Genomic DNA, 12,977 nt, shown 5'->3' with positions numbered 1-12,977 from the left:
GCGGTTGAGTTTGTTGACTAGACTTAACCACAGCGCTTTTTCGGTAAGTCACTGCGACAGATAAGGAGCAACAATGGCAGAGCAACCCATTATCAAACTGCACGACGGCAATATGATGCCGCAGCTCGGGCTTGGTGTCTGGCAAGCGAGCATTGAGGATGCGCGCGCGGCGATTCTTGAAGCATTGAAAGTTGGCTATCGCTCGATTGATACCGCCGCCATTTACAAAAATGAGGAGGCGGTTGGCCAGGCGCTGCAGGAAACCGATGTCGCGCGTGAGGACATTTTCGTCACCACCAAGCTGTGGAACGACGATCAGCAAAACGCACAGCAAGCGATTGAGACCAGCCTGAAAAAATTGCAGCTGGAGAGTGTCGATCTCTATCTGATGCACTGGCCGTGCCCGGAAAAGGATCACTATGTCGAAGCCTGGAAAAAGTTGATTGAGCTACAGCAGCAAGGCTTAACCAAAAGTATCGGTGTCTGTAACTTCCACGAAGCCCATCTGAAGCGCCTGATCGATGAAACTGGCGTCTCACCGGTGGTCAATCAGGTTGAGCTGCACCCCATGCTGCAACAGCGCACGCTGCACGCGTGGAATGCACTGCACCAGATTCAGACCGAATCCTGGAGCCCGCTGGCGCAGGGCGGTAAAGGCGTATTCGATCAGGAGATTATCCGCGAACTGGCGAAAAAGTATGGCAAGACGCCGGCGCAGATTGTGATTCGCTGGCATCTGGACAGCGGGCTGGTGGTGATCCCGAAATCCATCACGCCGGAACGTATTCGTGAGAACTTCCAGGTGTTTGATTTCAGACTGGAGAAAACCGAGATCAGCGAGATTACCAAACTGGATAAGGGCAACCGTTTAGGGCCGGATCCGGAAAGCTTTAACGGATAGGTTGATGCGCTCTACGTGCGGTCGCCATTATTGGTGACCGCACGTATTCGCCGATCTCTTGTAGAGTGCGTTAACTCAAGGAACAGGATTCACCTGCAACTGCCCCGCCGTACCGCGATCGGCCAACTCCAGCGTCTGGCTGTAATACATAAACGGGAAGTGATCCGACGAACTCTGCGGGAAACTGACCAGCAGCTCCACATCGCCATCGACCCACACCGTGTCTTTCCAGCCGCGATCTTCGCCCATCGGCTGTGCGCCGTTGACGCTTTTGATCAGGAACATCACGCCCTGAATATGCAGCGACTGTGGACGGTCAGCGTGGATAATCCAGCGCTCAAAGGTGCCCTGCTGCACCGTGGTATCAATGCGGCTCATATCCCACAGCGCGCCGTTAATGCCCGGCACGCTGTCGCCAATGCGGAATTCACGCGTGCGCACCGCCACGCCATCCAGAATCTGGTCGGCCAACAGACGCATCGGCAGATTATCGGTGACCAGCGGCAGCAAACCGGTCGGCCGCAAACTCAATACCAGCGTATTCGCCAGAATGGCCGAAGGTTCAAACAGGCCGCGCAGGCGATCCATCAACCCCGCTGCCGTTCCGGCGGTAATGGATACCTCATCACCCTGCGACATATCCACCAGCACTTCACGGCGTTCACCCGGCGCCAATGACAGCGTAAGTACTGCCACTGGCGCAGGCAGAAACCCTTGATCGCTGGCAATCACGGTAAACGGGCGATTGTCTGAGAACGTAAAATCAAAACGGCGAGCGTTGGAGGCGTTTAACAGACGCAGACGCACCCAACCCCGCGACACTTCCACGTAAGGATTTTGCACGCCGTTGACCAGCAGCGTATCGCCGAGGAAGCCGCCGTCGGAAGGAGGGTTATAAACCGGCGTGGCGAAGTTATCGAGACGCTTGTCCTGAATAATCAGCGGGAAATCATCGACGCCATAATGCTTGGGCAAAGGCAGCGATTTACTGACGTCATCCTCAATCAGCCACAGGCCCGCCAGTCCGTTATAAACGTGGGGCGCCATGCGATTTGGCGTGTTGGCGTGGTACCACAGCGAGGATGCGCCCTGACGGATCGGCAGCACCGGTGCCCAGTCAACGCCCGCCGACATCAAGCGCGGCGCGCCGCCCATCAACGCACCCGGCACTTGCAAGCCACTGACGGTCATCGAAACGGGTTCATTCAGGCGATTGCTATAAATCAGCTTCACATCATCGCCGCTGTAAACGCGCACCGTGGGGCCGAGATACATGCCGTTAATGCCCCAAACCGGGGCTTTATTGCCGTTACCGCTAAATGACCAATGACTGCGTTGCAGCGTCAGAAATAGCGGTTGGCCGCGGCGAGATTCAATCAACGGCGGAACCGGAAGGGGCACATCGCCCACGGGTGCCGCAGCGTGAGCGGCATAAGGGATGCTACTGGAAGCCAGCGCAACACCGGCTGAAAGCTGAATAAACTGACGTCTGCTGCAAGACATAAAACTTCAGACCTTTTGAGCGTGGCGTGAGGACGCCGTGTCCATGTTGTTTTTGTTAGTGAGTTTTTTGCTGTGATGAGGACGGGGCAGAATCTCTGCCCCGTGGATGGCTAGAGTTTACCGCTTTTTTCGCGTTCGGCGACTTCGGCGTTCAATTCTTCCAGCTTAGCAGACATTAATTCGCGGCAATGGGTGGCTAACTTACGTACCGAAGTGGTTTCGAACTGCCTGGTGTCTACCGGAGGCAGCATTTCCACAATCACCAGCCCATTGTTCCAGCGGTTCAGCTTGATTTTGCCATGGGTGTTGGAGACCACAATCGGAATGATCGGCACGCCCGCAGCCACCGCCGCATGGAAGGCGCCGGTTTTAAAAGGCAATAAACCGCGGCCACGGCTGCGTGTACCCTCCGGGAACATCCAGAAAGAGATGCGCTTCTTATTAAATTGATCCACCAGCTCACCGATGGTGCCATGCGCTTTGGCACGGTTATCACGGTCGATCAGCAGGTTACCGGCCAGCCAATAGAGTTGGCCGAAAAACGGAATCCACAGCAGGCTTTTTTTACCCACTGTCACCGTGGTGGGCTGAACAATTTTAGCCGCAGTGACCATATCGTAATTGTTCTGATGGTTAGCGATGTAAATCGCATTACCGTAGTGCGCCGCTTCCGGTGGTTTGCGCAGTTCCACTTTCAGGCCAAGCACCGTCGACATACGACCATACATGTGGCCGAACGTCGCCACGTGGCGTGGATTACGCGGTGAAAACAGGCACCAGATAATGCCGAAAACGCTCACCAAAATTGAATAAATAATAACAATAATTGTGCGTAAAATTAGTAACATAGATTCCTCAAATAGGGCATTCCATTGCCTGATCAGTCTTATTCTTCGCTACTCGCGTCACTTTTCGGGCGCGCTGGCGCATTCACTTCCACGCTATCAATACGCTGCAATCCGCGAGACACACTGCCGCGACGACCGCGATCGGCTCGCACTTTTTGCAGATCTTCATCGCGCATAATCAGCTTACGTTTGCCAACGTAGAGAGTGAGCGAACTGCCCGGCGGTAAGATGAGCAGCCATTGCAGTTTATCCACGCCAGCGGCCGCATCCGCCGATGGGATCGAGATGATTTTATTGCCTTTGCCTTTCGACATCTGCGGCAAATCGCTCACCGGGAACATCAACATACGGCCCGCCTGAGTAATCGCCAGCAGCATGTCGTCACCGGAGTGCACCGCCATCGGCGTCATCACTTTGGCATTTTCCGGCAGCGTCAGCAGCGCTTTACCCGCACGGTTGCGCGAAATCAAATCGGCAAAGGTACAGATAAAGCCGTAACCGGCATCGGAGGCCATCAGCAGTTTCTGATCGTCTGGCTCCATCAACACCTGTTCAAAGGCCGCGCCAGGCGGAGGTGTTAACTTGCCGGTCAGCGGTTCGCCCTGCCCACGTGCCGATGGCAGCGAGGTCGGATCCAGCGTGTAGCTGCGGCCGGTGGAGTCGATAAAGGCCACCGGCTGATTGCTCTTACCGCGCGCGGCGGCGAGATAGCTGTCACCGGCTTTGTAGCTGAGCCCGGTTGGATCGATATCGTGACCTTTGGCGCTGCGCACCCAGCCCATCTGCGACAGGACGATCGTTACTGGCTCAGCACTCACCAGCTCGGTTTCGCTCAGCGCTTTGGCCTCTTCACGCTCGTGCAGCGGCGAACGGCGAGCATCGCCATAAGCCTGGCTATCCGCCAACAGTTCTTTCTTCAGCAGGTTGCTCATCTTGCGCTCGGAAGCCAGAATCGCCTGCAGCTGATCGCGCTCTTTCTCCAATTCGGCCTGTTCACCGCGAATCTTCATCTCTTCCAGCTTGGCGAGATGACGCAGTTTCAGTTCCAGAATGGATTCGGCCTGAGTGTCGCTGAGTTCAAAGCGCGACATCAGGACTTGCTTAGGCTCGTCCTCGGTACGGATGATGTGAATCACTTCATCAATATTGAGGAACGCCACCAGCAAACCTTCGAGGATATGCAAGCGGCGCAGCACGCGATCTAAGCGATAGTTCAGGCGGCGCGTCACAGTATCGCGACGGAACACCAGCCATTCAGACAGGATTTCCAGCAGGTTTTCACCGCCGGACGGTTATCCAGTCCGATCATATTCAGGTTAACGCGATAGCTCTTTTCCAGATCGGTGGTGGCAAACAGGTGGTTCATCACCTGCTCAACATCGACACGATTGGAACGCGGCACAATGACCAGACGCGTGGGGTTCTCGTGGTTGGATTCATCACGCAGATCTTCCACCATCGGCAGCTTTTTATTGCGCATCTGGTTAGCGATCTGCTCCAGCACGCGCGCGCCAGAAACCTGATGCGGCAGTGCGGTGATCACCACATCGCCATCTTCTTTCTTCCACACCGCACGCTGACGGATAGAACCGCGTCCGCTTTGATAGATTTTGCGGATTTCGCTGCGCGGCGTGATGATCTCAGCTTCGGTCGGGTAATCCGGACCTTGCACGATATCCAGCAACTCATCGAGCGTGGTATCCGGCTTATCGATCAGTTTGACGGCGGCTTCCGCCACTTCACGCAGGTTATGCGGGGGAATGTCAGTGGCCATGCCCACGGCGATGCCGGTGGTGCCGTTCAGCAGGATGTTGGGCAAACGCGCCGGCAACATTTTCGGTTCCTGCAGGGTGCCATCGAAGTTCGGCGAGTAATCGACCGTTCCCTGCCCCAATTCACCAAGCAGGACTTCAGCGTACTTAGACAAGCGTGATTCGGTGTAACGCATCGCCGCAAAGGACTTAGGATCATCTGGCGCACCCCAGTTGCCCTGACCATCCACCAGCGGATAACGATAGGAGAACGGCTGCGCCATCAACACCATCGCTTCATAACAGGCGCTGTCACCGTGCGGATGGTATTTACCCAACACGTCACCGACGGTACGCGCGGATTTCTTGAATTTGGCGCTGGCATTCAGGCCCAATTCCGACATCGCATACACAATACGGCGCTGCACAGGCTTGAGGCCATCGCCGATATACGGCAGTGCACGGTCCATGATTACGTACATGGAGTAGTTCAGGTACGCGTTTTCGGTAAACTTGTGCAGGGCAAGACGCTCTGCACCATCCTGCGTCAATTCGCTCATTAAGCTCGCATCCTCACTTCGTGGCCCGCAACGGCGGGACATCCGGCGGTCATTTGGCGAGGATAGTACCTTATTCGTGCGAGTTAGTCACAGGGAAGCCCGCTGCGAAAAGAAGAATCACGCGGCGTTAAATAACGTGACATGGGTTAGAAAATTAAAAAGGAATGGGAGCAACATCACAATTAATATCGCCCTTTATATGTGAGCAGGATCGCAATTAATTATTAATGATTTCAGGTGTATTAAAGCTGTCCGCAATCATGGACAACATTTAGTATTGTTGGTTACGCCGTCCTTTTCTAAATTCATACTCCATAAGACACAAGTTTTGCGTTCCTGATTTCTGGCATCAACAAATATATCCCAAGGAAATATTCTTAAAAACGCTTTGCCAAAATAAAGGGTGACCGAATGCAAATACTGACTTCGCGACAACACCGTTTAGTCAAAATGCTGTTGCAACACGCTGCACCGCAGCCGATCAAAGCGTTAGCCTTACAGCTCGGCGTCTCCGAGAAAACCATCCAGCGCGATTTACAGTGGCTGGAAAGCTGGCTGAGCAGTTGGTCGCTGGCGCTGGAGAAGATGCCAGGACGCGGTGTGCGATTGCGGGTCGATGATATCCAGCAACGTTTGCAGCTGGAGCAGCAGCTCAACGGTGATGAGAGCAGTGCAGATGCGCTGGGTCAAAACAGCCGCAGGGTAAAAATTGCGTCACAGCTCCTGAGCGATGCACCGCGCGTGACCTCAATCAGCAAACTGTCAGAGCGCTATTTTATCAGCCACGCTTCGATAGTGAATGACCTGAAAGTGATTGAAGAGTGGCTGCAGCCGCTGGGGTTAACGCTGCAGCGCGGACCGGCCGGCACCCATATCGAAGGCAATGAGCAGACGCTGCGCCAGGCGATGGTGTCACTGATTAACGATGTAATGCAGCAAAACGTGGCGGGCACACCGCTGTTACCCAGACTCGATCCCGGCAGCCAGCAGGCGCTGGTGCATTATTTTGGCGATGAGGATGTGGCATTTGTGCAGGCGCTGTTGCAGCAGATGGAGCAGCAGCTCAGTTATCCGCTGGGCGATGCCTGGTACCTTAACCTTTGCACCCATATTCTGATCATGATGCATCGCATGGCGCAGGGGAATGCGCTGGCCCTGGAAACGCTGACCACCGCACAGGATCTCGATCAGCGCATTTTGCTTATCGCCCAACAAATGGTGACGCAGATTGAACAGCGGATGTGCTGCGCCCTGCCCGCCGATGAAGTGGGTTTTATTTATCAATATATCGTTTCATCCGGCATTGTGGTGGAAGAGCGTGGCGATAATGCGCCGATGCATAATCAATTCTCCACCGCTGAATCGGTAAAAATAACCTGTGAATTAATTGATCGTTTCTCTGCATTTATTCAGCAGGACTTAGCGCAAGACCGATTATTATTCGACGGCTTATTGGTACATATAAAGCCATTATTAAATCGACTTAAATATCACATTCATATTCGCAATCCGCTGCTGGAAGATATTCAACAAGACATGAAGGGGATATTTTCCTTAACGCAACAGGCGATGCAATTGACCGCGCGCACTCATGCGCTTTCGCCGGTGGCGGATGATGAAATCGGCTATCTCTGCGTGCATTTTCAGGCGGCGCTGGAGCGGCAAATTGCCCACAAACGTATTCTGGTGGTGTGCTCCAGCGGGGTTGGCACCTCGCATCTGCTGAAGAGCCGCATTCTGCGCGCCTTCCCGGACTGGGAAATCGCCGGCGTGGTTTCCGCCAGCAATCACCCGGCTTTCTGCCAGAACCAGGCGGTGGATTTGGTGATTACCACCATTCATCTCGACGTCGGTGCGATCCCGACGGTGTATGTCAGTGCGTTTTTTAACGATGACGATATTCGGCGGGTGACTGACGCCATGATTGGCAGCCAGCTGCCGGACGGCGCGCACTGCGCGTTGGCTGAACATTAATTGAATGAGGTAAAACCCATGGATATTTCCCGCATTCTGACGCCACGCCGCGTTAACCTGGCGCTGACCGCCACCACCAAAGAAGAGGTGATTCATCAACTCACCGATTTGCTTTATCAGGACGGCGCGATTACCGACCGTGAGGCGTTTATTGAAGACGTCTGGCTGCGCGAAGCCGAAGGGTCGACAGGTTTCGAAAACCACGTCGCGATTCCACACGGTAAATCTGCCGCTGTCCAACACACCACGCTCGCCATTGGTCGCACCCAGCAGGATATTCCGTGGGAAACGCTCGATGGCAGCCAGGTGCGCTGCATCATCCTGTTCGCGGTGCGACTGGAAGATCAGAACACGACCCATATTCGCCTGTTGTCGCAGGTGGCCAGCGCGCTGGCCGATGATGAGGTGATAGCCCAACTGCTGGTGGAAAACGACCCCAGCAATATCATCCGGCTGTTTAGTCAGTACGCCGAAACCGACCTCTGTTAATCCCTTACATCTCTGAGGTGACACATGAATATTGTCTGTGTAGCGGCCTGCACGGCAGGCATCGCGCATACCTATATTGCGCGCGAAAAACTGATCAAAGGGGCTCACGCACTGGGCCATACCATCCACGTTGAAACCCAGGGCACTATCGGCACCGAAACTGCGCTAACGCGTGAAGATATTGCGGCCGCTGATGTGGTGATCCTTGCCATCGACGTGAAGATCAACGGCGAAGAACGCTTTCAGGGCAAACCCATCGTCCGAGTGAAAACCGAAGTGGTGATTAAGTCACCGGTAAAATTCCTCGAAAAAGTGGCGGATTCACTGGCGCGTGCCTGAGGAGATCCATCATGAACGAGAACAAACGTCAGTATGGCCAGGAGATCAAAGGCCACTTGCTCACCGGGATCTCCTGGATGATCCCGCTGATCGTCGCTGCCGGGATCTGCATCGCGCTCGGCCAGGTGATTGGCGGGCCGGATGTTGGCAAGCATCCCGGCACCATCGCCTGGATGCTGAATCAGATCGGCGGTTGGGGCATGGGCTTGATCGTCCCGTTGATCAGTGCGGCCATCGCTTACTCCATCGCCGATCGTCCCGGCTTTGCGCCTGGTTTGATCGTCGGCTTTATCTGCGGCCAGATTGGCACTGGTTTTATCGGCGGCATGCTCGGCGGCTTCCTGGTGGGCTACACGGTGCTGTTGCTGCGCCGCACTATCAAGCTGCCGCAATCCATGCAGGGGCTGATGCCCATCATGGTGCTGCCGGTGCTGAGCACCATCATCGCCGGGCTGTTGATGATGACCTTTATCGGCCAGCCGATTGTCTGGCTGCAGAAGGCGCTGATTCATCTGCTGGAATCGATGCAGGGCGGCTCGAAGTTTGTGCTGGGTGCCGTGCTGGGCGCAATGGCAACCTTCGACTTCGGCGGTCCCGTCAACAAGACCATGTCGCTGTTTGCTGACGGCATGCTGGTGGACGGCATCTACGGCCCGGAAGCGGTGAAGTTTGTCGGTTCGATGATTCCACCGTTTGGCATCACGCTGTCGTATCTGCTGACCCGCCACAAGTACTCCCAGGCTGAAAAAGAGGCGCTGAAAGCCGCCTTCCCGATGGGCATCTGCATGATTACCGAAGGGGTGATTCCGATTGCGGCGCGTGACCTGCTGCGCGTGGTCGCCAGCTGCGTGGTGGCTTCAGCGATTGCGGGTGGGCTGATTATGGTATGGGGCGTCGAAGCACCGGTGCCGCACGGCGGGATGTTTGTGGTGCCGCTGTTTACCAAACCGCTGATGTTCTGTCTGGCGCTGGGGATCGGCACCGTAGTGTGCGGCGTGATGCTGTCGCTGATGAAGAAAACCGTAACGCAGGCAGATGAAGAGTTCGATGACGTGGAAGCCCCCGGCGTCCGCGATGAAGAGATCAAATTCACTCTGGAATAAGGAGCCACCATGTTTGCCATGATGAACGACCTGATTCAGGCCGCCGCCAAACAGCAGTATGCCGTGCTGGCGATCAACTGCTTCAACCTTGAAACCGCACGGGCGGCGATCCATGCCGCTGAACAGCAGCGCGCCCCGCTGATTCTCAATGTCTATCAAGGGCACAGCACGCACTTCCCGCCCGCCGTGGCAGTGCCACTGGTGCAGGCGCTGGCGGCTGCCGCATCAGTGCCCATCGCCCTCGCGCTGGACCACGGTAAAGCCTTTCCGCTGATTGGTCAGGCATTCCGCGCCGGGTTTACCGGGCTGATGATCGATGCCTCCGCCGATCCGCTGGCCGAGAATATCCGCCAGACGGCGGCGGTGGTGAAGATAGCGCACACCGCTGGCGTTTGCGTTGAAGGCGAGCTGGGGCATATCGCCGATGCGCCAACCTACGAGTTAGCCGATGCGTCAGTGAAGATGACACAGGTTGCCGACGTGCTGCCGTTTATTGAACAAACCGATATCGATTTACTGGCGATTTCAGTGGGCACCGCGCACGGACTGTACCCGGCGGGCGTGAAGCCGAAGATCGATTTCCAGCGTTTGCAGGAGCTGCAGGCGGTTTCAACCCGCCCGCTGGCGCTGCACGGCGGTTCGGGCACGCCCGCCGAAGATATTCGCCGCGTCAGCCAGTATGGCGTCGCCAAGATCAACGTCGGCGCAGCGGTGTTTGATGCCGGTAAAAATGCGGTCGAGCAGGCGCTGAAACAGCATCCGCACGCGGAGCTGGCCGATCTGCTGGGGCTGATGGAATCCGCCTGCCGCGAGGTGGTGATTGAGTATCTGAGCTGGTCGGGATCGGCGAACCGAATTTGAAGTGTTACACAGCATCGTAGCGGCGCGATTTATCGCGCGAAATGTTAGCGACGGTGCTGCGAGAAAACGTGCGAAAAATCGCACCGCTACAGAACACAGAAGCATTTCCCTTAAATCCATCATCGGGTCGGCGCGCACGTCGGCTCTGGTAAAACTCACGTTGAGGAAATATTAACATGTTGATTTCAATGAAAGAGATGTTGGCACCGACTCGTGAACACCGTTACGCCATCGGCGCATTTAACGTGGCAGACAGCTGCTTTATCCGTGCCGTAGTGGAGGAAGCTGAAGCCACTAACACCCCGGCAATTATCTCGATTCACCCGAGTGAGCTGGAGTTCGTCACCGATGAATTCTTTGGTTATGTGCGTGAGCGTACGCTGAAAAGCAAAGTGCCCTTCACCATCCATCTCGATCACGGCGCATCGATTGCGCAGGTGCTGCGCGCCATTCAGTGTGGCTTTACCTCGGTGATGATTGATGGGTCGCTACTGCCGTATGAAGAGAACGTGGCGCTGACCAAAGAAGTGGTGAAGCTGGCGCACTCGGTGGGCGTGTCGGTGGAAGGCGAACTCGGCACCATTGGCGACACCGGCACCTCCGTGGAGGGCGGCGTCAGCAAAGTGATCTATACCGAACCGGCGCAGGCGGAAGATTTTATCCAGCGCACCGGCGTCGATACGCTGGCCGTGGCGATCGGCACCGCGCACGGCATCTATCCAAAAGATATGAAGCCAGAACTGCAGATGCATATTCTGCGGGACATTGCGCAGCGCACCACTATTCCGCTGGTGCTGCACGGCGGTTCTGCCAACCCGGATGCGGAGATTGCAGAAGCGGTGACGCTCGGCGTAGGAAAAATCAATATCTCCAGCGACATGAAGTACGCCTACTTTGCCAAACTGCGTGAGATTCTGGCGCGCGAAACCTGGTGGGATCCCAACGTGATTTATCCTGAAGCCATTACCGCAGCCAAAGCGGTGATTCGCTACAAGATGAATCTGTTTGGTGGATTGGGTAAAGCGAGTTTGTATCGCTGAGTGGCGGCACGGGGCCATGCTGCCCCTTTTAAGCCACGCAATAATCGCGCCGCTCCAGCAGTGATGGGGAGCAGCGCGATGTATCAAGGTAAGTTTTACTTAATCACGCCCAGCCACTGCGAGGCGATCTGCGCATATTCACCGGTGGCGGTGCTGAGATGCAGCCACTGATCGACATACAGTTTCCAGCTCATATCATCACGCGGGATCATGTAAGCCTTCTCACCGTACTGCATCGGTTTATCCGGATTGATGGCGCACAGCGTCGGATAATGTTTCATCTGGAACAGCGCTTCGGAGGCATCGGTGATCATTACGTCCGCTTTCTTGTCCACCAACTGCTGGAAAATGCCGACGTTATCGGCCAGTTGCAGCGTCGCCTGCGGCAAATGACTGTGCACGAAGGCTTCATTGGTGCCGCCAGCCGGCTCAATCACGCGAACGCTTGGTTTGTTGATCTGCGCAACGGTTTGATATTTGTCTTTGTCATCACAGCGCACCAGCGGGATTTTGCCATCCACGCCCAGCGGCTCGGCAAACCAGGCAATCTGCTGGCGCTTTAAAGTGACCGAAACGCCTCCCAAGGCGATATCACACTGCTTCGCCACGAAATCATCACTCATGGTTTTCCAGGTGGTCGGCACCCATTGCACTTTGGCGCCCAGGCTGGTGGCCAGCGACTGCGCCATGCTGATATCCAGCCCTTCATACTGCCCATCACTGCGCAGATAGCTGTAAGGCTTGTAGTCGCCGGTGGTACAGACTTTCAGGGTTTTACTGCTACGAATTTCGTCGAGGTGGGATTGCGCCTGAGCAGCGCCCGTCACCAGAAGTAATGCACTCAGTATCGCGGTTTTCATGGGTTCTTCTTTTATATGTTGATGTTGGTTTGCGTGCGGATTGTTGCATAAGCCTCCGCATTATTGCCTTATTAGCAAAAGTCTTGTGATCGATCACGCATTTTTCTCCTTCGCCTGCGCGCGTAGAGTGTGCGCCATCAACGGGAAACGGAGCGAATCATCCATGAGCAATATTTTCATCATCGACGGCGGCAAAACCTTTGCCCACTCAAAAGGCGAACTGAACCACACCCTCACTGACGTGGCGGCCAGCCAACTGCGCGATCTCGGCCATAACGTGGTCGTTACTCTTGCCGACAGCGATTACAACGTGGCAGACGAAGTGCAGAAATACCTCGACAGTGACGTGGTGATTTATCAAATGCCAGGTTGGTGGATGGGCGAGCCGTGGACGGTGAAAAAATACATTGATGACGTGTTCACTGAAGGTCACGGTTCACTGTATGCCAGTGACGGCCGCACGCGCAGCGATGCGGGCAAAATGTATGGTTCAGGCGGTCTGATTCAGGGCAAAAAATATATGCTGTCGCTGACCTGGAACGCACCGCTGCAAGCGTTTAATGATCCTGAGCAGTTCTTCGAAGGCGTGGGCGTTGACGGCTTGTATCTGCACTTCCACAAAGCCAACCAGTTCCTCGGCATGGAAGCTTTACCGACCTTTATCTGTAACGATGTGATCAAAATGCCAGACGTGCCGCGCGATATTGAACGTTATCGGACTCATCTCAGCCAGATTTTTGCTTAACTG

At 55.3% G+C, this 12,977-nt stretch carries 11 protein-coding genes and 1 pseudogene; 8 read left to right on the top strand and 4 right to left on the bottom strand.

What is annotated here, in order from left to right:
* Positions 1–73: 73 nt before the first annotated feature.
* The gene (gene dkgA / locus HA45_RS00865; RefSeq protein WP_100703389.1) at positions 74–901 is read left to right on the top strand and encodes a 2,5-didehydrogluconate reductase DkgA; all 828 of its coding nucleotides are present in this window, start codon (positions 74–76) and stop codon (positions 899–901) included.
* Between the two features lie 75 nt (positions 902–976).
* Here dkgA and ftsP read toward each other — a convergent pair whose 3' ends face one another.
* The 3 genes and pseudogenes from ftsP to parC all read right to left on the bottom strand — a co-directional run bounded on the left by ftsP (position 977) and on the right by parC (position 5,563).
* On the bottom strand, positions 977–2,404 hold the full coding sequence (gene ftsP, locus HA45_RS00860) for a cell division protein FtsP (RefSeq protein WP_100703388.1): 1,428 nt from the start codon (positions 2,402–2,404) through the stop codon (positions 977–979).
* A 110-nt stretch (positions 2,405–2,514) separates the two neighbouring features.
* Complete coding sequence (locus tag HA45_RS00855; RefSeq protein WP_100703387.1) at positions 2,515–3,252, bottom strand: 1-acylglycerol-3-phosphate O-acyltransferase; 738 nt, start codon at positions 3,250–3,252, stop codon at positions 2,515–2,517.
* Between the two features lie 38 nt (positions 3,253–3,290).
* Positions 3,291–5,563, bottom strand: a pseudogene (gene parC / locus HA45_RS00850) (DNA topoisomerase IV subunit A).
* 411 nt (positions 5,564–5,974) lie between these two features.
* Between parC and HA45_RS00845 the strand changes: the two are divergent.
* The 6 genes from HA45_RS00845 (at position 5,975) to HA45_RS00820 (ending at position 11,369) form a co-directional block, all read left to right on the top strand.
* A complete protein-coding gene (locus HA45_RS00845; protein ID WP_100703385.1) occupies positions 5,975–7,537 on the top strand; it encodes a BglG family transcription antiterminator in 1,563 nt (520 codons plus the stop codon).
* Positions 7,538–7,555: 18 nt separating this feature from the next.
* On the top strand, positions 7,556–8,026 hold the full coding sequence (locus HA45_RS00840) for a PTS sugar transporter subunit IIA (RefSeq protein ID WP_100703384.1): 471 nt from the start codon (positions 7,556–7,558) through the stop codon (positions 8,024–8,026).
* Between the two features lie 24 nt (positions 8,027–8,050).
* Complete coding sequence (locus HA45_RS00835) at positions 8,051–8,365, top strand: PTS fructose transporter subunit IIB (protein ID WP_034828411.1); 315 nt, start codon at positions 8,051–8,053, stop codon at positions 8,363–8,365.
* An 11-nt stretch (positions 8,366–8,376) separates the two neighbouring features.
* Positions 8,377–9,468, top strand: coding sequence for a PTS fructose transporter subunit IIC (locus HA45_RS00830; protein ID WP_100703383.1), 1,092 nt, complete (start codon positions 8,377–8,379; stop codon positions 9,466–9,468).
* A gap of 9 nt (positions 9,469–9,477) precedes the next feature.
* Entirely contained in the window at positions 9,478–10,329 is an 852-nt protein-coding gene (locus HA45_RS00825) for a class II fructose-bisphosphate aldolase (protein ID WP_100703382.1), read from the top strand.
* Positions 10,330–10,505: 176 nt separating this feature from the next.
* On the top strand, positions 10,506–11,369 hold the full coding sequence (locus HA45_RS00820; RefSeq protein ID WP_100703381.1) for a ketose-bisphosphate aldolase: 864 nt from the start codon (positions 10,506–10,508) through the stop codon (positions 11,367–11,369).
* Positions 11,370–11,464: 95 nt separating this feature from the next.
* Here HA45_RS00820 and HA45_RS00815 read toward each other — a convergent pair whose 3' ends face one another.
* The gene (locus tag HA45_RS00815) at positions 11,465–12,229 is read right to left on the bottom strand and encodes a transporter substrate-binding domain-containing protein (RefSeq protein WP_100703380.1); all 765 of its coding nucleotides are present in this window, start codon (positions 12,227–12,229) and stop codon (positions 11,465–11,467) included.
* A gap of 163 nt (positions 12,230–12,392) precedes the next feature.
* On the opposite strand from HA45_RS00815, the gene HA45_RS00810 reads away from it, so the two are divergent.
* On the top strand, positions 12,393–12,974 hold the full coding sequence (locus tag HA45_RS00810; protein WP_100703379.1) for an NAD(P)H-dependent oxidoreductase: 582 nt from the start codon (positions 12,393–12,395) through the stop codon (positions 12,972–12,974).
* Positions 12,975–12,977: the final 3 nt, after the last annotated feature.

The sequence above is a fragment of the Pantoea rodasii genome (assembly GCF_002095465.1).
GTDB lineage: Bacteria > Pseudomonadota > Gammaproteobacteria > Enterobacterales > Enterobacteriaceae > Pantoea > Pantoea rodasii.
The sequence above is the reverse complement of the archived record's forward strand: the minus strand, read 5'-3'. Positions and strand labels throughout refer to the sequence as shown.